Genomic DNA, 23764 nt, shown 5'->3' with positions numbered 1-23764 from the left:
TGTATGGTTTGAAGTTATGAGTTGTTTAAAATTTATTCAGAAAATGGTGAACTGGCAAGAGCTCCATTTCATCGATCATCATCACCATTTTCTTTGCTGGCGCGGTTGTTACCCCTTTGGCCAGTTTACCGGTACATTTGCTTACGCCATTACAATAGTTGTTGGACGAAGCCACTCCTGCACCAATGAGCAACAGGGTTAGTAAACAAATGATCTTAATTTTCATGTTAGTTGGTTTATTGGTAAACGATCACTCTTTCTTTAACACCAGTTCCTGCATTTTATCATAATTCTCATAGCTGGAGGTAACTACCTTGTCTCCGGGTTGCAGACCTTCCAGTACTTCATAATAGTCGGGATTTTGACGGCCCAGCTGAATATTGATCCGGGAAGCTATTTTTCCATCGTCACTTACTTTAAAGATCCAGTTGCCGCCGGTGCTTTGGAAGAAACCGCCTTTGGGCACCAGTATCGCCTGGGTTTCATCGCTCAGCGCCAGTAAGATCTGTAATGTTTGACCCCGGCGAATGTTTTGGGGTACTTCACCCACAAACTCCATATCAACCTGGAAATGGCCGCTTACTACCTGGGTATATACTTTTTTGATCTTGAGTTTATACTCTTTGTTCACCAGGGTAAATTTAGCCGTTAAACCGGTAAATACATTGGTGATGTAGTGTTCATCTATATCGGCCCTGATCTTGAAACCAGAGGTGGCGTCTAATTGACCAAGCCGGGTACCGGAGGCGATATTCTGGCCAATTTCCGCATCAAATGAAGTAAGCTGTCCGGCAATAGGGGATTTCACCACCAGGTCGCCTACTTTTTTCTTCATAAGATCGAGGGCCTTTTTCATGTTCAGGTACGATTGCTCGTTTTGCTGCAATTGTATCTTATTGGTTGCGGAGTCCTGGCGCATAATGTCTTCTGTTAACTTTTTGCGACGGACCTGGTACTGATAAGTATTTTCAGCCTGCTGATATTCCTGCGACCCGATCACTTTTTGTGCAAACAGTTTTTTATTCAGGTTATATACCCGTTCAGCTTCTTTCAGGGCATTGTCTACCTCAGCCATCTGGTTCAGGCGGGCCACCGTATTTTGCTGAGCATTATTTCGGGCGATCTGCATTTGCGTCAATACATTGAATACGCTGGTTTCCTGGTTAGCCAGGCTGAGCTCCAGGTCGGGGTTGCTCAATCTTATAATGGGTTGCCCCTCCTGCATCATGGCCCCATCTTCAACAAATTTCTGTTCAACACGACCGCCTTCCTGGGCATCAAGATAGATAGAAGTTTGGGGTAGAACAATGCCGTTGATGGCGATGGTTACCTGAAAGGGGCCCTTTTTTACTTCACTTATGGTAAGGCGTTCTGTATCTACGTTCAGGCGGCTTTTTCCCGAGGTGAAATAATAACTGGCCAGTATCAGCAGGGCGATGGCTGCAATACCACCGATGGTTGCTATTCGTTTAGAGGTCCATTTCTTTTTTGCAATAACTCTATCCACTGTATTTATTTTTAATGTAATCCGAAGTGATACAGACATACCTTTCAACAATATGCCAGAATATAAGCAACGTGATTTACAAGCTATTATACCGTAAATTGGTGTGCGGCTGTTCGCAACCAGTACAATAAGTGTACGCTTTTGATACAGTGATACAAATCAGCCATTGCATCGTAAAAAATTGTTTGCCACGCCTTTGTAATTATGGTATAATTGTAGTGAGGAATGTTGCATAGAACCGAAATTTTTAAATTAAGTTATGTTACTGAAGAATGCTACCATACTGGTAATAGATGATGACGTAGATGTGCTGACTGCTGTGCGATTGCTGCTGAAAACAGAGGCAAAAGAAGTAGTAACAGAAAAGAACCCCGAAAATTTGCGCTGGTTATTATCGAAGCAACAATTTGATGTGATCTTGCTCGACATGAACTTCAACAGTTCCATTAATACCGGGAATGAGGGCTTGTTCTGGTTGAAGAAAGTGAAAGAATTTAAGTCAGAGGCGGCTGTAATTATGATCACAGCTTATGGCGATATTGACCTCGCCGTGCGCTCGTTGAAAGAAGGGGCTGCCGATTTTGTTGTAAAGCCCTGGCACAACGAAAAGCTGATCATAACCATAAAGGATGCCTTAAAAAAGAAGGAAGGTAAAACTTCAACGCCATTACTACGCAGCAATGATTCTATTATTGGCACCGAATTGCTGGGCGAGTCGGAAATAATGGCCGACATTTTTTATAAGATAGAAAAGATCGCACCCACTGATGCCAATATTCTGATCCTGGGTGAAAATGGCACCGGAAAGGACCTGATCGCAAAAGCCATACACCAGCAATCGCTGCGGGCCAAAAAGGCTTATGTAAAAGTAGATGTGGGCGCGCTTACTGAAACCCTTTTCGAAAGTGAGTTGTTCGGTCATAAAAAGGGCGCTTTCACCGACGCACGGGAAGACAGGGTAGGACGGTTTGAAGCCGCTAATGGCGGTACGCTTTTCCTGGATGAGATCGGTAATATCTCCCTGCATCAACAAGCCAAATTATTAAGTGTATTGCAGAACCGGCAGGTGATCAAGCTGGGTACCAACGATCCGGTGCCTGTTGATATCAGGCTTATTTGTGCCACCAATGTTCCGTTAACGGAGCTTGCCAATGAGAACCGTTTCAGAAAGGACCTCATATACCGCATTAACACGGTAGAGATCATGGTGCCACCGTTACGCAAGCGGGGCAACGATATTATTCTGCTGGCAAAACATTTCAGTAAGTTGTACAGCAATAAATACCTGAAGCCAGTAATGGAGTTTGATGATAAAGCCATTGAAAAATTATTGGCTTATCATTTTCCCGGTAACATCAGGGAGCTGCAATATACCATCGAACGGGCGGTGATCATGAGCGATGGGCATGTATTACAGGCAACCGATCTTATTTTTTCACCCATTGAATCAAACATGGCGCAGGAAAAAGAGCCGGATGAACTAAACCTGAGTGCTGTTGAAAAGAATACGATCCTGCACGTAATTGAGAAGCACAACGGAAATATAACCAGGGCAGCAAAGGAATTGGGACTTACCCGTACGGCTCTGTACAGAAGGTTGAGCAAGTACGATATATAGAGGGGAGTTGACCAGTTGATCAGTTGATCAGTTGATCAGTTGACGAGGAAGTAGTTGATACGGTTGACAGGGTTGATAAGGGAGGGCAGAAGGCCGCGCAAAATAGTTATTGATCTCAAAATTAGCGAGTCACGTTTGCCGTTTGCCGTTTCACGATAGGACCTTAAAATAACAAATACTCACTTTAAATCAATAGCTTGTTCTATAAACGTTTCGAATGGCGGATCCTGTTTCAGGTGTTATACTTGTTTATCACCCTGACCGCAGCATCTTTTTTACTGGTAAAAGGCCGGTATGAGCTACTGGTTATCATGATACCGCTCATCATTTATGGTATAATAGCCATTTATCGCTTTCTACGAAAGGCGCATACCGAATTGAACCAGTTTGTTGAGTCCGTGCATTACAGAGATTTCTCCCGTTATTTTGATGTAAAGCATGCTCCCGTAGAGCTACAGCCTTTGCGTAAAGGGTTCAATGAGATCAATTCTACTTTTAAGGTGATCAGTAAAGAAAAGGAAACTCAGTTCCAGTACTTACAAAAAATACTGGAGCTGGTTGATACCGGTATTTTGTCGTACCGGGAGCATAACGGCGAAGTGGTGTGGATGAATGAATCGTTGAAACGAATGCTACAACTCCCGTACCTTAAAACCATTCATTCACTGGCCCGTCGCGATAATGAATTGTACCGGCAGGTGACTTTACTAAAACCAGGTGAGACCAAGATCGCTACCGCGCATTCAGAGAAGACATCGTTCAAGTTATTGATGTCGGCCACGGCTTTTCAAACCGATGGCAATAAATTCAAGCTGATCGCTTTTCAGAACGTTAGTGAGGCGTTGGATGAAACGGAGTCGAAGGCCTGGCAAAAGTTATTGAGTGTGATGACGCATGAGATCATGAATTCCATTGCACCCATTTCGTCATTGGCCGAAACATTAAAATACCGGTTACAACAATTTGCCGGACGGCCTGAACTGGAATCCGGTTCCATGGACGATCTGGAATTAGGTATAGATACTATCAAAAGAAGAAGTGAAGGGTTGTTGAAATTTGCGGAAACCTATCGAAACCTGAACAAGATCACCACACTGAACCTGAAGAAGATCTATGTTCGTGACCTGTTCGAGAACCTGCATCACCTGATGCAGCCCACGCTGGACCAAAAGAACATTGAACTGGAGATCATATTAAAAGATCCCGATCTGCAACTGGATGCCGATACCAATTTGTTAGAACAGGTGTTGATCAACCTGGTGGTGAATGCTATGGAGGCTGTGAAAGAGCGGGAAGAGCCGCGGATAATTTTATCGGCCTATTTTGCCAATAATCACAAAACAATAATTAAAGTAGCGGATAACGGTACGGGTATGCCCGAAGAGGTGCTGGATAAAATATTCATTCCATTCTTCAGTACCAAAAAGAACGGCAGTGGAATAGGTTTAAGTTTATGCAAACAGATCATGATGCTGCATAAGGGAAATATTCAGGTACAATCAATAGAAGGGCAGGGGACTGCGTTCATGATGCAGTTTTAAAAAATGTTCAACTGATTTACTGTAGTAGATTGCTGTCTTAGTTTACTGCTAACGGTAAGCTTTTGTATTCTTCAGAAAAAGCCTCGGATTTGTTTACTAAAATTTTTATCTATTAGGGAAAGTTGCTATACTTGCAGTGTGGTTGTATGACCTATGTTCTTTAATAATTAAGGTTCTGTTTAGTATACTTCGCAAGGAATGTATTTAAAAATGTCCTTAATACTAAACTATGATTACTATGGAAATTTCACAGATCAGGATGTATGAATTGTTCAAGAGCAAACTTGGAGACAAGGAAGCGGAAGCATTTGTTCACCTAATTGAAGAAAAGATGGATGCAAAAATCAATCAACGGACGCAATTACTGGCGACGAAGGACGATATTGCCGCTCTTCGAAATGCAACGAAGGACGATATTGCCGCTCTTCGCAATGCAACGAAGGACGATATTGCTGCCCTTCGAGATGCAACGAAGGACGATATTGCTGCCCTTCGAGATGCAACGAAGGACGATATTGCTGCCCTTCGAGATGCAACGAAGGATGAAATGAGAAAATGGAAGGATGATTTATTGCGCACCATTTTTCTTACTTCTCTCGGGCAACTACTGGCAATTGTTACTGCTGTTATTTCCATAATTTTGGTAACAGGAAGGAAATAACAGTTCTCTTCTTACACAACCATTTTTTACAAACTCAGCGTTACCCGTTTGGCCAGCCAGCTGTCTTTTACCGGGATCAGCCATTTACTATCCAGTTCTTCTTTTGTTTGAACCAGGTTATTGAAATAAAGCGTATCTGGGGAAATGAAATTATTATTGATTGCGTATTGCAATTGAGAAAGAGGCAGCATTTGCACTTTATTTTTTACCATAAAGGCCAGCATTTGCCGGTCGAACATATTTACGTTGAACAACTGTTCTATTTGTTTGATCAACCGAACGGAGCTGTCGGTACTGCAGCCACTTACACCCGTAGCACGTTCATCGGCCATCAATACAACAAACTGACCGAAAAGCAGGTTGCCATATCCTTTTACCGGGGCGCCATGCGAATTCCAATTGGCGATAAAACTGTTCAGGAGGTCTTCAATATGCAATGCCTCACTCATCATAAACAGCCGGCTGCTCTGGTACACCCACACTCTTGAATCTGTGGCAAAATCGGCTGGTATTAAATCCCTGTAATTATCTATCATAGTGCAAAATTAGTACAAAACATTCAGATGGCCGTCATGGCAAACTAGCCATTAGGGCATTGTGAATCATTGTACATACAACGTATTTTAGCTGTTAAAGTTTATCACTGAGAGGAAAAATAAAGGATACTTTGGGGTAAAATGCTAAAATAAAAACGGCCCCGAATTAGTCGGGACCGTTATAATCTCTTTACTATATTGAAAATTTCTACTTACACGTTAAACCTGAAGTGCATCACATCGCCATCTTTCACAATGTATTCCTTTCCTTCAATACGTAGTTTACCAGCTTCGCGGCAGGCTGCTTCTGTACCATAGGCAACATAGTCATTGTAGGCAATTACTTCCGCTTTGATAAAACCTTTTTCAAAGTCAGTATGAATAACACTGGCGGCCTGAGGGGCTTTCCAGCCTTCGTGGATCGTCCAGGCACGAACTTCCTGCACACCGGCAGTGAAGTAGGTTTGCAGGTTCAATAATTTATATGCTGAATGGATCAGACGGTCAAGCGCTGGTTCGGTCATTTTGTATTCGTCCATGAACATCTGCTTGTCGGCGGGGTCTTCCATTTCACTGATCTGGGCCTCAATGCTGTTGTTCATGATGATCACCTGGGCTTTTTCACCTTTAACGGCTTCCTGCAGGGCCGCAGAGAATTTGTTGCCGGTGTGCATACTTGCTTCATCCACATTGGCTACATATAACACCGGTTTTTCGGTGAGCAGGAACAGGTCGGCGATGGCCGGGCGTTCTTCTTTGGTAAGGTCAAGACCGCGGATGCTTTGCCCTTTTTCCAGGTGTTCTTTACAACGTACGAGTACGTCGTACTCTATTTTCAGCTTGGGATCCAGGCGGGCCTGTTTTTCAATGCGGCTCAGCTTCTTGTCAACACTTTCCAGGTCTTTCAGCTGTAATTCTATATCAATGATCTCTTTATCACCTACGGGGTTGATAGCGCCTTCGTCACGTAAAATGTTCTCGTCTTCAAAACAACGGATCACGTGAATAATGGCGTCCACTTCGCGGATGTTGCCCAGGAATTTGTTGCCCAAACCTTCACCCTTGCTGGCGCCACGCACCAGTCCGGCAATATCCACAATTTCAATCTGGGTAGGAACGATCCGGTCGGGGTGAACCAGTTCTGCGAGTTTTTGCAGGCGGGCATCCGGCACGTCAACCAGTCCAACATTCGGATCAATTGTACAGAAACGATAGTTGCTGGCCTGTGCTTTAGCACTGTTACTCACTGCATTAAATAAGGTTGATTTCCCAACGTTCGGTAATCCGACAATTCCTGCTTGTAAAGCCATTTCTTTAAGTTTTAAGTTCTATGTTCAACGTTTTAAGTTTTAAGGAGTTAGCCTATAATTCGGGGTTTCCGGTTGAAAAACTCCGAACTTTAAACCTAAAACTGAGAACGGTTTTCGGCGCGCAAAGATAGGGTATTACCGGGTGATAATATATGGCTGGATTCCTTTATCTTCAACGCTTAATCTTATTTCCCTTATGGCATTGAGTCGCATCTGGAGCGCCTTTATTCTGATATCTATTTTAGTGGCTGTTTTTAAGTTTGCCGCCTGTGGTGAAAAGCAGATCTTCAGCTCTATGGTGGTGGGCAAAAAAGGCGATTCAGTGCAGGTGCAGATGAGTCCTGTTGCTACGGCCGATCCCGCAAAAGTAGCGGCCCTGGACAGCAGTGGCCGGGTAGGGGCCGGCGATGTAAAGACCAGGATACAGGTGGCCAATGGGATTGTAGATACCTGTAAAGACGCAGTTACGCTGTGTCTTGAACTGATCGGGATGCTGGCCCTGTTCATGGGTTTTATGAGCATCGCCGAAAGGGCAGGAGGCATCAACCTGCTATCGCGGATAATAGGACCGTTCTTCTCAAAACTGTTTCCCGAGGTGCCCAAGGGCCATCCGGCCATGGGGCATATGATCATGAATTTTTCCGCCAATTTGCTGGGGCTCGATAATGCCGCCACCCCTTTCGGGTTAAAGGCCATGCAAAGCCTGCAGGAGCTGAATCCTCAAAAAGAGGTGGCGTCCAATGCCCAGATCATGTTCCTGTGTTTACATGCGGCGGGTTTTAATATTATTCCGGTTAGTGTTATTGCCATCAGGGCGGCCCAACATGCCAGCAATCCTACCGATGTATTCCTGCCCTGTATGATCGTGACGTTTGTAGGCACCATGACGGCCATGTTCATTGTATCGCTAAGGCAAAAGATCAGGTTGCTGCAGCCGGTTATCGTTATGTGGGTGCTGGGAATTTCTTTGGTAGTGGGCCTGCTGGTGTGGTACATTACCACCCTCAATGCCAATGGCGTTCAGTACTTTTCAGGTGTACTGAGTAATGGGCTGATATTGCTGGTGTTCCTGCTGATCGTGCTGGGCGGGATCTATAAAAAGATAGATATTTTCGATGCTTTTATCGATGGCGCCAGAAATGGCTTTGATACCGCCATCCGCATCATTCCTTATCTGGTAGGTATACTGGTAGCGGTAAGTATGCTGCGTACCAGTGGCACCTTCGATGTGGTGATCGATGGCATAAAGAACTTCTTTGCTTACCTGGGGGCCGATACCCGGTTTGTAGATGGACTGCCAACCGCGTTAATACGCCCGTTAAGCGGTGGTGCGGCGCGGGGGATGATGGTGAGCACTATGATCGCAAATGGTCCTGATTCCTTTGCCAGTCGCCTATCCGGCATTTTTCAGGGCGCAGCTGATACCACCTTCTATGTAGTGGCAGTGTATTTTGGCGCTGTTTCTATCAAGAATACCCGTTATGCCATTGGCACCATGTTACTGGCCGATCTGGCAGGGGTAATTACAGCGATCATCCTGGCCTATCTTTTCTTTGGAAATATTAGTTAGCATCTCCATTGATGGCCGCAAAAAGCGACAAAATATCTTTATCCAGTTCAACTATTTTATTATGTAATAGAATATGCTGATCAAGAAAGGTGGCGCGGGCATCATACAAACTGTCGGCAAAATCAGTTAGATCTGAAAAGGCACTCCTGAAATCATCGAAGTTTTCCTGCAGGGGGCAAAAATCGATCGCCCTATTTTTATAATCCGTGATTATGGGGAAGAGATAGCGCTCTTCAAAAACATCAAACAACTGATCCAGTTTCTCCTTTTGTTTTTCTACGGTAGCAAATTCCTGTTCGGTGACCCGCAGGTCCTCAATGTAATTATCGTATTTGTTGTTAAAGCTATGCAACTGGGTCAGCAAAGGCTGTGTATCGTAACAAACGCGTTCACTTTCATCAATAGATGCTATTTCACTATCCGTAAGCGGACCGCCTTCCTGCAGGTAATGCAACATGGGCGTTAGTAACAAATACTCATTTTGCAGATTATTGAAGGTGATCTGGCAGTGTAACAATATAATATCGGTTGAGGTATAATAAATGTGTAACCGGGTCAATAGTTCTTTGTAGGACTGTGATCCGTTGTGCAGCTCCACATATTTTGTAATGGCTTCCTGTTCCAGGGTGCTGAGAGGCCCTTCGCTGCAATAGTTGAGTTTAATGACATGGAATGGATGGTTAATGATCGTAGGTTTCATAAACACCATTTTACAGTTATATAAAGCTACCGATTATTAAAGCAATATGTAATGAGGTATGATATAGATTTGTGAAAAGGGCTATTTAAAAAGTGTTCTAAGTACATTAAAATCAAAAAGCCCTAACAGTTAATGTTAGAGCTTTTGATGAACTGAAATATCGTTGATCGCAATGGGAAAATAATTATCAGAGCACCTGAATACCGGCATCGATGTATGGTTTTAATACCGGTGAATCGGGTGGCAATTCGGTGATCAGTATGTCTATATCGGACAGGTTGCAAATATGGATCGGCTGGAGGGTGTTGATCTTTTCTGAAATGGTACAGCAAACAACTTTTTGCGAGGAGTCGATCATGATCTTTTTCAACTGCGCAATTTCCCAGTCATTTTCGGTAGTACCGCGTTTTATGTCGATGGAATTAATGCCAAGGAAGCACAGATCGGCATTTATGTTTTTGATCTTGGCAATAGCTTCCGCGCCAATGGTGATCTTGGCGTTTTTCGACACCCGGTCACCAATCATTACTACTTCAATGTTGGGGTGTTGCATATATTCCAGAATGGCGGGAATGCTGCCTGAAATAAAGGTAGCACGTAAAGCCGGGGGCAGTGCCCGGGCCATTTCAATTATTGTAGTACCTCCACTGGTGAGTACAAACATGCCATCCTGGATCAGGGCAGCTGCTTTTTGACCAATGATCTTTTTCTGATCTTGAGAATACACACTCAAACCCGAGTAAATAACATCGTTAAAGGAGTGCGAAAGGGCACCTCCATGAACTTTTATGAGTTTCCCTTCATCTGAAAGCTCCATTAAATCGCGGCGGATCGTGTCTTCCGATACGCGGATCTCGTGACTCAGGAGCGAGGAGAGTACTTTATTGTGCAGGTTCACCTGGTGCAGGATATATGCCTGACGTTCTTTTTTCAGCATAATCTGTAAATTGGGTTGTACTTCAAATATAAAATAAATATGGCATGAAAACGCATAAATATGATTGAATATGCGGTTTTAATTACAGAATAACACGCATAATTGGGCATTGTTTGTTTCGTATGCGTTTTTATGCTGCTATAGTATATGTAGGATGTATGGTTTTGGCGGTATGGTTGCAGGAATTGACAAGAGGGGAGGTTGATACGTTGATGGGGGTGAAAGGGTTGATAGGGGTGATAGGGGAAGGCAGTTGGTAATGAATAATCGGCAAACGGCAGAAAATTTTTAAGCGGCGCCAGATAGTTATTAGTCACAATAACCGCAAGGCCGACGCTTGCAGTCGGCATCTCCGACAGAGTCTGATACTCGTCAGAGTCGTCAGACCCGACACGCTAAGCGTCGTCGGGACCCACTCACCACTCACTATTTCAACGTAAATCGTATAGTAAGCGCAAAGGCATCTGGCACAAAATTGATATCAGGAAGAATGTCGAGTTCGGGTTTCCAGTCTAAGGAAAGATTTACCGGTGCATTGGTGAATTTATAGTCCAGCCCTACAATGCCCGTAGGGCCCAGGTACGTGTCGCCGTCTTCAAAGCCAACATAGGCGCCACCGCCAAGGAACCAGCTTAAACCGGGGGTGTTGAATTTGTTGTGTACTTCCAGCAAACCGCCAAAACCAAAACGGTTGCCCCAGGATACAATGCCCTCAAGCGCCGTTTTATCAGTGGCGAAGTATTTAACCGAAATGCCAGTGCTGAGGGTGGGGGATGAGTTGCCCAACCGCACACCGCCTGCCAGCCGGTAGTCCTGGGCGGATGCTTGTTGGCATAGTAACATAACTAATAATATAACGGGCAGGGTTATGGAGATCCTTTTCATTAAAAACAATTTTTGATTTTCAATGACTAAATACTATCTCTACAAACAGCAACCAGGGCGTATACGGCTGGCCGTTCTGCACGCACCTAACGTTATTAGCTGGTGTATTGATCAATGGTTCTTCAATAAAGACGAAAATAATGCCAAAAGGCATTTACTAATTGACTCTTAATATGATACCCGGCTTTTTTAACTAATAATTAGTTTGTTCCGGTTTTGTTACCTGCTTTCAAGAAAGGCTTTAAACAAATTGTTCACTTTGGTTTCCTTGTAGGTCTCTTCCCAATAAATGCCGGAAAGCGCTTCCTCAGCTTCCAGTGACGTGCTGCCGGTTGTATAACCGCCGGCTACCCCAAGATAACCAGCCGGTTCCTCGTCCTCAAGCACTACCCGGTACAAATAGAAGGTGTAACTTTTGCCATTATGTTTGGCGATCTTCTTTGCCAGGAAAGTGATCTTTTTTACTTCATAATCATCACTGGCTATTTCGTAAACGATTGATTCGCCAAAGGCCTGCTGTGTAGCAAATTGCTTGGGGAAAAGGGTTGTTTTCTTCAATTCTTTCAGGTCATCGTAGAAGTTTATCCTAACGTCCGCATCGGCAGCCAGTTTCAGTATCTCACCAGTAGGTACCGGCTGTTTGTTTTTGAGCAGTTGCAGGACGGCTTGTTTTTTAACGTAATTGTCTTTTACCGTGAGGTAACTTTTTAAGAGATCATTACCGGCGATGCTGTTAAAGCTGCCGATCACCTTTAGCAGGTTATAGACAGATAAGTAGAATTCCTCCCTTTTAAAAGCAGGGATATATTTTCTGGCAGTTTGGATATAATCGTTTGCTGCCAGGGCAATTTGCTCCTGTTTTATATAACCACTGTCTTTTAACAGCAATGCCAGGTCTGCTACAATTGCACAGCTGGCACTGTCCTTTGCCAGTTTTTGAATGGTTGAAAATATGGGTGCCACCAGGCTCAGGCTGTCCCTGAATCCACTTATACTGTTATAGGCGAGACCTTCTGTAGGCGGGTTGTACTGGTTCAACAATTGGGCCAGGCAGGTATAGCTTTCCTGCGTATGAAAATGGGCCAGGGTTGCCAGTAAGGTATTTTTGAGGTATTCTTTTTCGTTGATTAAAGTAGGGTATTGTTCTTTTACAAAAGCAATGGTAGTGGGATCTTTTAACAGGCCAAGCGTTTCTGCCAGTTGCAAATTGACAAAATCTGATAGGGTGTCTGCATAAGATGACTGGTACTGTTTTAGCAATGCCTGATGTAATGCTGGTACGTCCTCGCGGTCAAATTTGGCATTATCTAAAAACTGGCGTGCTTCACTACTTACCAACGAATCCTGGCTGCCCAGGTCCTGCAACAGCATCGCTGCTTTGGATTGCGTTATAAAGTGGTTGTTTTTTTGCGGAATATGTATGGTAAAACTGTTCAAATAGGCTGTAGCATCGGCATTGTTTACAAAATCCTTGTCGCCCGTGATAAATATTTCATACACCAGATCGCCATGCAACAGTATGCGTCTCCTTCTATAACTGTAGTCTTTATTAGTCAATAGTTCTTTAGCCGGCTGACCGTTGTATACTATATCTGTTTCGCTTACCAGGCTGTCTTTGCCGATATACTGTTTCACTTTTTCTTTCCAGAACAGGCTGTCCTGTTTGAACCAGGTATATTTTGAAAGGGTTTCGGAGCCTGCGTAATAAGAACTGGCGGTTGTTGAATCGAATGAAAATCTGAGATTGCTCTCTTTTTGGTCGTTCATCCGGAACGGACCAGGCGTCAGGGCCGAGAACGAAGAATCTGCTGACATATGGGTGCTCCAATGCACAACGGGTGCAGGAACTGCGCGCAGGGACGTAAATATATTTTGGGTAACAGGGGCTTGCTGGTGAAGTGAGTCGGAGATCACCATCAGCACAATATTACGATTGTTCTTTATCAGCGAAACGGCATTCATGTATAGGCCAGCCTGGATGGTATTGGTGCCTTGCAGTTGAAGGCCTTTATATCCCGCCAGTTGAACCGTATCTATTTGCAGGTTGGTATATCGCGTCTCCAGAGATCTCAATAACTCTCTTTGAACAAGTGTATCACTGTTGAGAAAGTGACCGGGGGTAAGATCTTTTGAATATAAAAAGATATACATGCCATTAACCATATCGGTACCGGTAAAAGCGCTTATATGCCAGCCATTGTGATCGGCGCTCAGTTTTTTATTATAAGTTAATTCGGCAGGCGTCATAAAAGAGATGCCCATCACTGAATCGACAAACGGCTTTGCACCAGCTGATACGGGTAATTTTTTGGTAATGATGAAAGAGCTGAAAAATTGCCCGGCATCGGTTGAGGTCAGTGCTTCCTGTTTAACACTGCTCATAAAGGCCACATACAATACGTTCTCATACACAAATGCCTGTAGGCGCAATTTTTCGCCCATGACGGTATGCAGGTATTCGTTGCCTTCAATGCCATTGTTGTATACTTTTTTTGCCGGGAGTTTTTCCTTTGTGCGAAAGATCCGTTGCGCCACCTCGAGTATTAGTGTGTCTTTATTGACACCTCTGCGTGGACCCACCACTGCCATGGTACAGTAATTCGAGAGGTTGAAAAGGTCGGTCATGAACTTCATTTCAATGAGCCCGAATACCTTTACGCTTGCGGCATTGCCCGGCATTGATACTTTATAAAGGCCATCCTTGTCTTCGGTTTCCGTCCAGGGAAATTTTACTTCTTTAAAGGTATAGTCTTTGGCGTTGGTCTTTTTTAAAGAGAATACCGGTTCTACAGTGAATCCCCGTTTTTGTAAAAGCTGAATAACGCCGCTATCGCCGGGTAAATGGGCCGAACCAATGGCAATAAACATGGTGCGCAGTGCGGTAAGGCTGTCGATGCGCCGCGCCATTTTTACGTTCCGTTTTATCAGCAACAGGTCCTTGAACCCATGTGATTGATCTTCGGTCATCGCCTCGATACCGGCGAGGTCCTGGTCGCTGTATAGCCTGACCATTCGCTCCATCATATTATTGCTGGAGGTATTTATATAGGAGGAATCGCCCGCCAGAATATAATCGATATCTGATTTATCTACGAGTTGATCGAGCAGACCGGCCTGATCTGACATATCTTCTACACCGCCCACCCATTTGCCCTGTCGCCGGGCAATGTTGTACAGGTAGGCATCAAGGAAAGTAGGCATTTCGCCTTTTGCCATGTACTCACGAAGCCATTTGTTTTTCTCGGCCACTACATCCCCGGTGGTAATTTCAGCCGCCGGCTTTTTAAACTTTTTGGCCAGTGCATCACTGTATTTCTTATAATCTTTTTCATTCAATAACTGCTTCAGGCTGGTGCCTTCTGCTTCATCGATGGCTTTATTTATATAATAAGCGGCCATTTCATCGGGGTTCACTTCAATGGCCAGCCCTTCCGACTTTTCAATAGCCCGGTAAACCGAATCGCCTAAATTGAACAGGCGATTATCGGTAAGGTGCATGGTACCATATAAATAAGATGGTTGTTTAAGTCCTTTGCCTGTGATGCGCCATAACAAGGTTTTGGGAATAGATTGCTGGCTGTAAGTGCAGGTGGATACGAAGAATACTGCCAGCAGGCAGTATACGGATGAAAGTCGGGGCATAAGTAAGGGTTTAACTATATATAACGTTGAATAAATTCAACTGCGATCTTATGGTTTTTTTCTGGGAAGAGCAGCCGGTTCCTTTTTATCGGCTGGTGGGGTTGACGGCGCTGCTGGTTGCTTTGACGGCACTTTCGGCTGGTCAACCTTTAGTTGTTTGTTGGTTATGGTATCCAATTGCTTTTTTACCTGAACACTATCCAAATGCAAACTGTCAACCGCTGTGCTATCTGTTAAGGTGCTGTCCATTAAAGTGCTGTCTTTTAAGATAACCGGTTTCTTGATATCTTCAAACAATTCAAACTTGGTTTTTGGGCGTCTGTCTTCGAGCCATTTAAAATTGCGGAGTTGTTTGTTTTCTTCCTTTGCCTGCTTTATGGGGTACATGGTACCGTTCACTTCACTAATGAAAACTACTTTATTCAGTTCCTTGTTCTTGAACCGCATGTCAATAATGTCGCTGGTGGCGTTGTTGATACCTACCAGCTTGCCCTTTTCATCTTTCACATAATAGATGCTTTCGCCATTTCCTGTTGCCCGCATGTAGTCAATTTCCCCATTTTTGAAATAACCATTCAGGCGATTTCCCTTTATCTGGTTGAACATGGCTCCTATAGAATCACTGGTATTAATGGCAAAGCCATTCTCCCAAACATTCATTCTGTCTGGTTTCTTATTCTTTGTGTAAAGGAATATGGTGTCACCGGTTATCTGGCTTTTGCTGGCCCATAAAACCGGGTCTCTGAATAATCTAAAGATGGAATCCTTGCCTGAATACCAAAGACTGTCTGATACTGCCTGCATGGAATCGGTATAGATACGAACGTGGTTCCAGGCCTGGAAGTACCTGTCAGTACTGTCGTTTTTGTTTTCAGTGGCCGGCTTGGCTGGTTTATTGGCGGCCTGTTTTGCCTGAGGGGCCGGGGTCTTTGTAACTGCTGGTTTTTTAACCGGCACTTTATCTTTCACTGCCAGCTTAACCGAATCGCGGGGCAGGCTGACCGAATCTTTGATCACGGGTACTTTGACCAGTGCTGTATCTGTAACCACCTGTTTGGCGGAATCGGGAAGCACCTGGAGCGAATCTTTGAGCTGGGGTATTTTTGCCAGTGCCGTATCTGTGACCACCTGTTTGGTGGAATCTGCAATCAGCTCGACTGAATCATTGATCTCAGGCGTTTTTGCCAATGTCGTATCGATAACTACCTCGGGGCGCCCGCTGGCTGAATCTTTGTTCAGGGACAGATTGCCCATGGTAGAATTTGAAACCATGAATTTAAGAGACCTGGGTTGCAGCCTGTCTTCTATACGGGTGACAGCCTTTTTTGCCGCAGAATCAGCCGCCGCTTTCTCCGCTGTTACCTGATTAATAGAATCACGAACCCGTTTGGCTTCCCTTAATTTCTCGAAAGTGCTTATCCGGCCTGAAGCCAGGGTATCGGCTGTAATGTAGATGGAATCCTGGTCCTGTTTTATGATCATTAACGGACGCTGGGTAGCCCAGAAAGTTCCTTCCTTGTTGTCGGCCTCAATAAAATTGGCCAGTACCGATACGCCCTGGGCCGTATCTACATATACGGCATTACCGCGCAAAATGCTTTTGCCTGTGCCGTTGTCGCTGTCAACATTATCGGCTGTAATTCTTACTGCGCCATCATTCAGCGTGGGCCGTTTGCCAAAAAAGGCTTTTCGGTTTTGGGTATCGTAAAACCCGTCTTTGGTTTTGATGGTACGTTTTGAACTATCGACAATAGTGGTGGGAGCAATAAAAGTAGCTATCTGTGTATTGGTATTGTATAATAATGAATCGGTCTTCAGGGTGTATTGCGGGTCCTTGAGGTCTACATTTCTCTTGAAATATACATCCTTCAACTCCTCGTAGTAGGTACCTTCCTTACTGGTTAATACCGATTCCTTGCTTACGAGTTTACCACCGTTATGGTATTCCCCGATCTTCAGGTTCATATCGTACGTAAGATCGTTGGTAGTAAGTACGCTTTTATTATCGGTTAATGATACGTTGTTTTTGAGGTAGGCCATTTTGGTGTCAACATAATATTGCAGGTATTGCGATCTGATGTTGACGGTATCGTTATCAACGATATGCACATTGCCAAAAGCTTCAACGTACCGGGTCTTTTTATTGAACACGGCGCTGTCACAATTGATCACGGTATTATCCTGACGTAATTGAACGTTGCCGGCAAGTATTTGCAGGTCGGTCAACGAATCAGGATGTTTATAGCTAAGCCGGTCGGCATTGATCAACTGAACAATTTTCATTGTATCAGCGCCGGGCCGGGTGGTTATTACCTGTGAATGAACTTTACCAAAAGATAACAACGCTACCAGCGTAACTATCAGCGGCAAACCCACATATCGTATCATTTATAAAGCTTTCCTTATTGTTTCAGTGTGTCCAGTGGCGCTTTTAATGGTCCCTTTTTATCTTTTCCGCCAAACAGGGATATATTAATATAACGTTTGGGATTTACGCGCAGATCGTCGAGCAAGATAGTCAAACTGCGATTGGTGCGTCGGATCTCATCGTACAATTGGCGATCATTTAACAGCAAGCCGGCAGTACCATCTTTGCTATCCAATTTGCCAATAGCGCCTTCCAGTTTCGACATTGTTCTGTTCATACTTGAAATGGCTTCGTCAATCCTTGCTTTTGCTAATTTATCGGTTGCTGTTTGCAGATTGCTGAAAGTGCTGTCGATCTTTGGACTGTTGCGCGCAAAATCAGTAGTGATGGTATTCAAATTGCCAATGGTTTTTGCCAGCATACCGGTTTCGCTATTGAGCAATTTCTGTAATGAATTGCTCGACATGGCCAGATTGGCAACAATACCCTGTAAATTATTACGGGTATTAGGATCGAGGATGGTGTTCAGTTTCTGCAACACCTCATCCATTGACTGCAACGTTTTATTAATATTATTAATAGCCGGGTCCAGACTTTTCTGCAGTTTGTCGGTCAATGCCAGTGAACGTTCGGTACGGATGGTATCGCCTTCTTTCAGGAAGTCGTTACCATTGCCCAAAAATATGTTTACGGAAGTAGTACCTAATAATTCACTATTAAGGGTAGCCACTGAATTCCGGGGTATGTTCAGGTCCTTTGTTAAAGTAATAGTAACCACAATACCGCTCAGGTTCTTGTCTTTTTCCTTTAAGCTGGATACTTTACCTACCTGTAAACCATTAATAAAAACGGGGTTACTTACCGTCAGTTTATCTACGTTCGGAAACACTGCAAATACATCGTTCCCACCGGTACTTTTCCCTTTCAAAAAATTAAAGCCAAGTATAAGCACCGTGATCGCAATTGCGGTTAGGGCGCCTACTTTAGTTTCATTGGAGATTTTCATCTGAATTAGCTATGATGTTTTCAATGGCCAGACAAATCCCCGCATACAATTGTTCACAACCGGGTGAAATTCCTGTACTGATGGTTTCGTCTGAACGGGTTTGTTTTAAAGGTTATCCCTTTAAAACGGCATGTCGGAAGCAAAAGTATATAAAAAATTGAAATAGACGGGGTTGGGGGAGAAGAAAGGCAATAGGCAGACGGCAAACGGCAGAAGGCAGATGCCAAAAGGAGCGAATCTCCATTTTCGTGAGGCTAAAATTGCTGATTGCCGTTTCAAGATTGCCAATCTCTTACGATTTCACAGTTTGTGAAGCTGGTTTTTTTACTGTGGCTTTGGAAACGGGCTGGGTGGTGGTAGTGACGCCCACATTGAGGTAACGTTTTACGGCTTTTACTATAGCAGAAGCCATTTCTCCCTGGCCTTTTGTACTGTTGAGCCACGCTTCATCTTTACTATTAGTAATATAACCGGTTTCAACCAGAATACTGGGCATGGCGGTAGCCTGTAATACCCAAATACCTTTTTCATTTCGTTGTTTAACGCCCCGGTCCAACCGCCCGAATTTGGCAATTTCTTCCTGTACCAGGGTGGCCAGTAGCATGCTTTTGTTGAAAAAGCGTTTGGTCCATAATAATGATTTGGCCTTAAATTCGGGGTCATTAAGATCCGGTACAAATTCATCGCCTTCTTCAACGTCCTCGGCAATGCGTTCCCCAACATAATCACCTTTAATGCTGGTACGATCGGCCGCCCAGATATAGGTTTCGGTACCGCGGCTGGGGTTATCGGTATAGGTTATTTTATAATTTTTAACCTTACGGGTATGTTTTATGCGTTTTTTCCCTTTTTTGGTATAGTAAGTCTCTTTTTTATACCCGATGAATTTTGAATGCTTGGTTTTGGGAGCGGCATTGGCATGGATAGAAATAAACAGGTCGCCTTTATTGCGGTTGGCATAATCGGCGCGGGCCTTTATCTCAGGATAAGTATCCCCCATGCGGGTATAATATATCTTGATATCCGGAAAGGCGGTTTTTATTTGATTGCCCAGTTTCAGGGCAATGGCCAGACAAACTTTTTTTTCGGTGGAAAAATCGCCATGGGCACCGGGATCGCGCCCGCCATGACCGGCATCTATAATAATAGTTTTGACACCCGGCTTAACTGCATGTGCATGAGCGGGCATTGCAGGGGCGGTATCATACGAGGATACGACCATGCAAACGACCGTGCCCAGCAGGCAATAAATCAATTTTTGCAGCATGTATTCCCGGATTTTTAATTTCACTCAGTATTCCGGTATAGCACAAAGATAGTGCTGCAATTGACTTATCAATTAGTTAATGTTCAAAATGTGTTGAAATTCAAGGTAAAAAGGGATTTCACCAATCATCGGTCATCAGTTGCCCGGCATGAAAACCAGCCTGAGCCTGAATCGGGGAGTGGGGATCGTAAAATTCCGAACCTCAAAATTATTTACTGCTTTCTACCTGTTCTGTGGGTGCCGGTGTGGTGGTTTGTTGTGCCGGAGCAGCACCGCCTTCCAGGCTTGATTTATATCTTTTTATGGCATTGACAATGGAAGCTACAATTTCTTCCTGACCTTTGTCGCTGTTGATGTATTCTTCTTCTTCAGTTTGGGTAATGAAGCCCGTTTCAACCAGGATACTGGGCATTCCTGTTGCCTGTAATACCCAAATACCTTTTTCATTCCGTTGTTTAACGCCCCGGCTTAAACGGCCTCCTTTTTCAAACTCATCTTCCACCATCGTGGCCAGTAACATGCTCTTGCCAAAATATTTCTTTTCATAAAGCTGGGAGCGGATCAACGCTTCGGGTGAATTCAGATCGAGCACGTTGGTGCTGTCTTCCACAACCTCACCACCGGTAGAATCGGTCGTATTGCCGCCAGTTGAATTGATAGCACTGCCTTTAAAACCGGTACGGTCGGCAGCCCAGATATAGGTTTCTGTGCCGTGTTCATTATTTTTTTGCCAATAGCTTTCGTATATCGGCTCACGAATCGTTTTTTTACGTCTTTTTGAACCTTTCCCCACATACACGGTGCGGTTTTTATGCCCAACTACCCGTTTTGCATACCAGCCGCCTGCTTTATAACCATTGGCATTGCAGTGAATGGCTATAAAAAGATCACCTTTTGCCTGGTTGGCCATATCGGCCCTGTATCGCAAGGCCTGGTGAATACTGTTCAGCCCCCCGGGTAACTCATCGGTGGTACGGGTAAAGATCAATTTGCTATCGGGTAACTCGGTAGCCAGCGCCTGGCCCAGTTTAAGCGAAATAGACAAGGCCACGGCCGCTTCAGTCGAAAACTGGCCACTGGCACCCGGATCGATGCCGCCATGGCCAGGATCAATTATAATAGTTCCCAGTACGGGTTTCTGTTGCGCCCATGCGCCAATGCCTGAAAACAAGAAAATTCCTGCAACAAAAAAGCTTTTTACGCAGCGATATAATTTTTTTTTATTCATTTATTGTTCAAGAATTTAGGAGACTTTAATCTTCACACATTCTTAATGCTTTAATACCTATTTTTGCCCACCACCTGCATATGATGAACGGACGCAAAAATAATTTAAAAGATGGTTCGGCCCTGATTTTATCTGTATGGCTTTTGCTATTAACGAGTAATATCTGGGCCAATTATTTCTCTATTGCCCATTTTGACAATTCATTAACCCAAATTAAGCAGGATACAACAAAACCTGTACGGCCACTAGATACTATCCCTAAAAGGGTTGATAGCGTTCCGCGCATATCCGATACCATTCCCTCGAAAGATACAGTAATAAACAAAATTGATACTGTTAATGTTCCCGCCTCTGAAGATTCGCTGGATGCGCCGGTGGCGTATAAGGCCTCCGACAGTATGGTGCTGAACGTTCCCAATAAAACGATCACACTGTTCAGCAAGGCGAATATCAAGTACAAGGATATGGACCTTTCTGCCGACAGTATTGACATGGACAATAACAAGCAGATAGTTACCGCCACCTATCGTAAAGATACGGCTGGTAATTTAATAGGGAAGCCGGTAATGATCCAGAGTGGCAGCAAAATGAATTCTGACGTAATTAAATATAATTTCAAAAGTCAGAAGGGGATTACCGAGAACACCATGACCATTCAGGGCGAAATGCTGGTGATCGGGGAAAAGGTAAAAAAGATAAACGAGAAAGATTATTATGCTTACCGGTCGCAGTTTACAACCTGTAATCTCGATACGCCCCACTTTGCTTTTCGGTCCAATAAAATGAAAATGGTTAGCCAGAAGCTGGCTGTATCAGGGCCTATTCACCCCGAGTTTGAGGGGGTGCCGGTACCTATTTATTTACCGTTTGGGTTTTTCCCGTTGTCGCAAGGCCGCCATTCAGGTATCCTGCCGCCTCAATTTTCTCAAAGCGAACAGTTCGGTCTGGGGTTGGAAGGATTGGGATATTATAAAGTGCTGAACGATTATTTTGATGTGACCCTGCGTACTAATTTATATTCTTACGGTGGTTACAATATATATCTGACGCCCACTTACCGCGTGCGTTACCGGTATAATGGGTCCATGAACCTGGCTTACCAGTCGTCGCGGATATTGTCAAGCAGTGGCAAACAGGAGTTCACCAATTCCAAAACGTACAGCCTCAACTGGAGCCATTCGGTAGATAGCCGGGCACGCCCAGGCCAGTCTTTTTCAGCGAACGTAAACATTGCCTCCACTAAATTCAATCAATTAGTACCCAATAATCCTCAGACCAATTTTACCAATACACTCAGTTCTTCTATTGCGTATTCTAAAACCTGGGGCAGTAAGTATAACCTTACGGCTACAGCGAACCATAGCCAGAACAACAATACGCGGGACATTAACATAAGCCTGCCTAATCTGGGGTTCACGATCCAGACTTTTTATCCCCTGCAAAGCAAGGAATTTACCGGTACACCGAAGTGGTATGAGAAACTGGGTATAGGGCTGAACAGTACGCTGGCCAACCAGATGAACTTTAAGGAAGAAGATTTTAGCATCAGGACCATGTTGGATACGCTGCAGTGGGGCGCCCAGCACTCTGTGCCCATTCAGTTATCATTGCCACAACTAGGGGCCTTTCAAATATCACCTGGTATCAGTTTCCAGAATAAATGGTATTCCAAAAGAATGGACCGCTCCTGGAATGATTCTACCTTGAAAATAGATACCACTACTTCAAAGGGATTTTACCAGACCAGCGATGTGTCGTTCAGCCTGGGAGTGAACACGGCCATGTATGGGATGTTTGACAAGTTTGGGAAGAAAAGCCCTATTGCTGCCATCCGCCACGTAATAAGACCCAACGTTTCATTTAGCTATAAACCTGATCTGGGTGCTAAGTATTACAAAAATGTGCAGGTGGACACGGCATTTGGAAAAAATCCAATTACTGGAAGATACGAGGGGCACACACAGCGATTCTCTTATTTCGATGGAAGCATTTACGGCCCACCGTCAGAAGGTGTTTTTGGCGGTATAGGATTTGGGATAGATAATAATATAGAAGCCAAGATCCGGTCGAAAAAAGACACGGCCAACGGCGGATTGAAAAAGGTACGTCTCATAGATGGTTTTGGCTTTACCAGCAGTTACAACTTTGTTGCCGACTCCTTTAAACTGGCGCCCTTCAGCTTGTATATCCGCAGTACCCTGTTCGAAAAGGTCAACATAACTGCCGGCGCTACGTTGGACCCTTATCAGGTAGATAAGTATGGATACCGCATTAACAGATATACCTGGCAGAGCGACACGTCGGGGGCGGGAAATGGGAAAAGTCTGGGTCGTATCACCAATGGTAATATTGCCGTTTCAACCTCATTCCAAAGCTCGAACGTAAAGGATAAGAAATTACAGGAGAAAAGGGAGCAGCAATTGAAGGACCAGCAGGGAATATTAACGGCGGAGGAACAACAGGCGCAATTGGCTTATGCACGCGCTAACCCGGCTGAGTTTGCCGATTTTAATGTGCCCTGGTCGCTTAGTTTGTCTTATTCTATGAGCTTTAGCCGGACAGTTAAACCCGATTATTCAGGTTGGCAAACCCAAACGTTCCAGAACTTAAGCTGGAATGGGGACTTTAATCTTACGCCAAAATGGAAGTTTGGAATGAACGGGTACTATGATATCAAAGCTTCTACTATACAACAGTTTTCCATGTACATTTCCCGCGAAATGCACTGCTGGCAGTTAAGCATCAATGTGACACCAGTAGGGTTGTATCGTACGTTTAACTTTACTATCAGTCCCAAGTCAGGCATCCTGCGCGATCTGCGATTAAATAGAACAAGATACTTCTATCAGTAATGCAGTGGGCAATGGGCAATGACGAAAACGCCTAAAGCCAAAAAAGCGAAAAGCCTAAAGCAAATACAGTTTTGTATTCGCTTTAGGCTTTTGACTTTGGACTTTTGTCCAATATCTTTTAACCAGTTCTTTGTTG

Annotated in this window: 18 protein-coding genes; 6 read left to right on the top strand and 12 right to left on the bottom strand. The window is 44.2% G+C overall.

Annotated features, from left to right (window positions below):
- Nucleotides 1-25: 25 nt before the first annotated feature.
- Complete coding sequence (locus tag J7I42_RS20340; RefSeq protein WP_209140689.1) at nt 26-226, bottom strand: hypothetical protein; 201 nt, start codon at nt 224-226, stop codon at nt 26-28.
- Nucleotides 227-250: 24 nt separating this feature from the next.
- Nucleotides 251-1507 carry an efflux RND transporter periplasmic adaptor subunit gene (locus J7I42_RS20335; RefSeq protein ID WP_209140688.1) on the bottom strand — a complete coding sequence of 419 codons (1257 nt, stop codon included), beginning with the start codon at nt 1505-1507 and terminating at the stop codon, nt 251-253.
- A gap of 259 nt (nt 1508-1766) precedes the next feature.
- Here J7I42_RS20335 and J7I42_RS20330 point away from each other — a divergent pair, with 259 nt between their 5' ends.
- The 3 genes from J7I42_RS20330 (at nt 1767) to J7I42_RS20320 (ending at nt 5327) form a co-directional block, all read left to right on the top strand.
- Complete coding sequence (locus J7I42_RS20330) at nt 1767-3125, top strand: sigma-54-dependent transcriptional regulator (RefSeq protein WP_209140687.1); 1359 nt, start codon at nt 1767-1769, stop codon at nt 3123-3125.
- Nucleotides 3126-3322: 197 nt separating this feature from the next.
- Nucleotides 3323-4666: a sensor histidine kinase gene (locus J7I42_RS20325; protein WP_209140686.1), complete on the top strand. Its 1344-nt coding sequence runs from the start codon at nt 3323-3325 to the stop codon at nt 4664-4666.
- Between the two features lie 238 nt (nt 4667-4904).
- Nucleotides 4905-5327 carry a hypothetical protein gene (locus J7I42_RS20320; protein WP_209140685.1) on the top strand — a complete coding sequence of 141 codons (423 nt, stop codon included), beginning with the start codon at nt 4905-4907 and terminating at the stop codon, nt 5325-5327.
- Nucleotides 5328-5353: 26 nt separating this feature from the next.
- Here J7I42_RS20320 and J7I42_RS20315 read toward each other — a convergent pair whose 3' ends face one another.
- Together J7I42_RS20315 and ychF are read right to left on the bottom strand one after the other, a co-directional pair.
- Nucleotides 5354-5863: a hypothetical protein gene (locus tag J7I42_RS20315; RefSeq protein WP_209140684.1), complete on the bottom strand. Its 510-nt coding sequence runs from the start codon at nt 5861-5863 to the stop codon at nt 5354-5356.
- Nucleotides 5864-6075: 212 nt separating this feature from the next.
- The gene (ychF, locus tag J7I42_RS20310) at nt 6076-7173 is read right to left on the bottom strand and encodes a redox-regulated ATPase YchF (protein ID WP_209140683.1); all 1098 of its coding nucleotides are present in this window, start codon (nt 7171-7173) and stop codon (nt 6076-6078) included.
- A gap of 196 nt (nt 7174-7369) precedes the next feature.
- On the opposite strand from ychF, the gene J7I42_RS20305 reads away from it, so the two are divergent.
- Nucleotides 7370-8743 carry a nucleoside recognition domain-containing protein gene (locus J7I42_RS20305; RefSeq protein WP_209140682.1) on the top strand — a complete coding sequence of 458 codons (1374 nt, stop codon included), beginning with the start codon at nt 7370-7372 and terminating at the stop codon, nt 8741-8743.
- On the opposite strand, the gene J7I42_RS20300 is transcribed toward J7I42_RS20305, so the two are convergent.
- Both J7I42_RS20300 and J7I42_RS20295 read right to left on the bottom strand, forming a co-directional pair.
- Entirely contained in the window at nt 8736-9443 is a 708-nt protein-coding gene (locus tag J7I42_RS20300) for a hypothetical protein (protein WP_209140681.1), read from the bottom strand. The two genes, J7I42_RS20305 and J7I42_RS20300, sit on opposite strands and share 8 nt — an antisense overlap.
- 187 nt (nt 9444-9630) lie before the next feature.
- Nucleotides 9631-10380 (bottom strand): DeoR/GlpR family DNA-binding transcription regulator, encoded by a 750-nt coding sequence (locus J7I42_RS20295; RefSeq protein ID WP_209140680.1) that lies wholly within the window; start codon nt 10378-10380, stop codon nt 9631-9633.
- Between the two features lie 122 nt (nt 10381-10502).
- Between J7I42_RS20295 and J7I42_RS20290 the strand changes: the two genes are divergently transcribed.
- Nucleotides 10503-10640 carry a hypothetical protein gene (locus J7I42_RS20290; RefSeq protein WP_209140679.1) on the top strand — a complete coding sequence of 46 codons (138 nt, stop codon included), beginning with the start codon at nt 10503-10505 and terminating at the stop codon, nt 10638-10640.
- Nucleotides 10641-10806: 166 nt separating this feature from the next.
- Here the strand turns inward: J7I42_RS20290 and J7I42_RS20285 are convergent, their stop codons facing one another.
- From J7I42_RS20285 to J7I42_RS20260, 6 genes are all read right to left on the bottom strand, one after another.
- The gene (locus J7I42_RS20285; RefSeq protein WP_209140678.1) at nt 10807-11265 is read right to left on the bottom strand and encodes a hypothetical protein; all 459 of its coding nucleotides are present in this window, start codon (nt 11263-11265) and stop codon (nt 10807-10809) included.
- A 219-nt stretch (nt 11266-11484) separates the two neighbouring features.
- Nucleotides 11485-14907, bottom strand: a complete 3423-nt coding sequence (locus J7I42_RS20280; RefSeq protein ID WP_209140677.1) for a TraB/GumN family protein — start codon at nt 14905-14907, stop codon at nt 11485-11487.
- 48 nt (nt 14908-14955) lie between these two features.
- Nucleotides 14956-17295, bottom strand: coding sequence for an OstA-like protein (locus J7I42_RS20275; RefSeq protein ID WP_209140676.1), 2340 nt, complete (start codon nt 17293-17295; stop codon nt 14956-14958).
- 14 nt (nt 17296-17309) lie between these two features.
- The gene (locus J7I42_RS20270) at nt 17310-18281 is read right to left on the bottom strand and encodes an MlaD family protein (protein WP_209140675.1); all 972 of its coding nucleotides are present in this window, start codon (nt 18279-18281) and stop codon (nt 17310-17312) included.
- Nucleotides 18282-18573: 292 nt separating this feature from the next.
- Complete coding sequence (locus tag J7I42_RS20265; protein WP_209140674.1) at nt 18574-19548, bottom strand: N-acetylmuramoyl-L-alanine amidase family protein; 975 nt, start codon at nt 19546-19548, stop codon at nt 18574-18576.
- A 208-nt stretch (nt 19549-19756) separates the two neighbouring features.
- Entirely contained in the window at nt 19757-20776 is a 1020-nt protein-coding gene (locus J7I42_RS20260; RefSeq protein WP_209140673.1) for an N-acetylmuramoyl-L-alanine amidase family protein, read from the bottom strand.
- Between the two features lie 80 nt (nt 20777-20856).
- On the opposite strand from J7I42_RS20260, the gene J7I42_RS20255 reads away from it, so the two are divergent.
- Nucleotides 20857-23628, top strand: a complete 2772-nt coding sequence (locus J7I42_RS20255; RefSeq protein ID WP_209140672.1) for a putative LPS assembly protein LptD — start codon at nt 20857-20859, stop codon at nt 23626-23628.
- The last annotated feature ends 136 nt before the right edge of the window (nt 23629-23764 follow it).

Source organism: Niastella soli, assembly GCF_017742245.1.
GTDB classification, from domain to species: domain Bacteria; phylum Bacteroidota; class Bacteroidia; order Chitinophagales; family Chitinophagaceae; genus Niastella; species Niastella soli.
This window is presented reverse-complemented; position numbering and strand designations above follow the sequence as displayed.

Excerpts from the sequence above, each read along its gene's own strand:
- J7I42_RS20340 (WP_209140689.1), bottom strand. The coding sequence starts at position 226 with ATGAAAATTAAGATCATTTGTTTACTAACCCTGTTGCTCATTGGTGCA.
- J7I42_RS20330 (WP_209140687.1), top strand. The coding sequence starts at position 1,767 with ATGTTACTGAAGAATGCTACCATACTGGTAATAGATGATGACGTAGAT.
- J7I42_RS20320 (WP_209140685.1), top strand. The coding sequence starts at position 4,905 with ATGGAAATTTCACAGATCAGGATGTATGAATTGTTCAAGAGCAAACTT.
- J7I42_RS20315 (WP_209140684.1), bottom strand. The coding sequence starts at position 5,863 with ATGATAGATAATTACAGGGATTTAATACCAGCCGATTTTGCCACAGAT.
- ychF (WP_209140683.1), bottom strand. The coding sequence starts at position 7,173 with ATGGCTTTACAAGCAGGAATTGTCGGATTACCGAACGTTGGGAAATCA.
- J7I42_RS20305 (WP_209140682.1), top strand. The coding sequence starts at position 7,370 with ATGGCATTGAGTCGCATCTGGAGCGCCTTTATTCTGATATCTATTTTA.
- J7I42_RS20300 (WP_209140681.1), bottom strand. The coding sequence starts at position 9,443 with ATGAAACCTACGATCATTAACCATCCATTCCATGTCATTAAACTCAAC.
- J7I42_RS20295 (WP_209140680.1), bottom strand. The coding sequence starts at position 10,380 with ATGCTGAAAAAAGAACGTCAGGCATATATCCTGCACCAGGTGAACCTG.
- J7I42_RS20290 (WP_209140679.1), top strand. The coding sequence starts at position 10,503 with ATGCGTTTTTATGCTGCTATAGTATATGTAGGATGTATGGTTTTGGCG.
- J7I42_RS20285 (WP_209140678.1), bottom strand. The coding sequence starts at position 11,265 with ATGAAAAGGATCTCCATAACCCTGCCCGTTATATTATTAGTTATGTTA.
- J7I42_RS20280 (WP_209140677.1), bottom strand. The coding sequence starts at position 14,907 with ATGCCCCGACTTTCATCCGTATACTGCCTGCTGGCAGTATTCTTCGTA.
- J7I42_RS20275 (WP_209140676.1), bottom strand. The coding sequence starts at position 17,295 with ATGATACGATATGTGGGTTTGCCGCTGATAGTTACGCTGGTAGCGTTG.
- J7I42_RS20270 (WP_209140675.1), bottom strand. The coding sequence starts at position 18,281 with ATGAAAATCTCCAATGAAACTAAAGTAGGCGCCCTAACCGCAATTGCG.
- J7I42_RS20265 (WP_209140674.1), bottom strand. The coding sequence starts at position 19,548 with ATGCTGCAAAAATTGATTTATTGCCTGCTGGGCACGGTCGTTTGCATG.
- J7I42_RS20260 (WP_209140673.1), bottom strand. The coding sequence starts at position 20,776 with ATGAATAAAAAAAAATTATATCGCTGCGTAAAAAGCTTTTTTGTTGCA.
- J7I42_RS20255 (WP_209140672.1), top strand. The coding sequence starts at position 20,857 with ATGATGAACGGACGCAAAAATAATTTAAAAGATGGTTCGGCCCTGATT.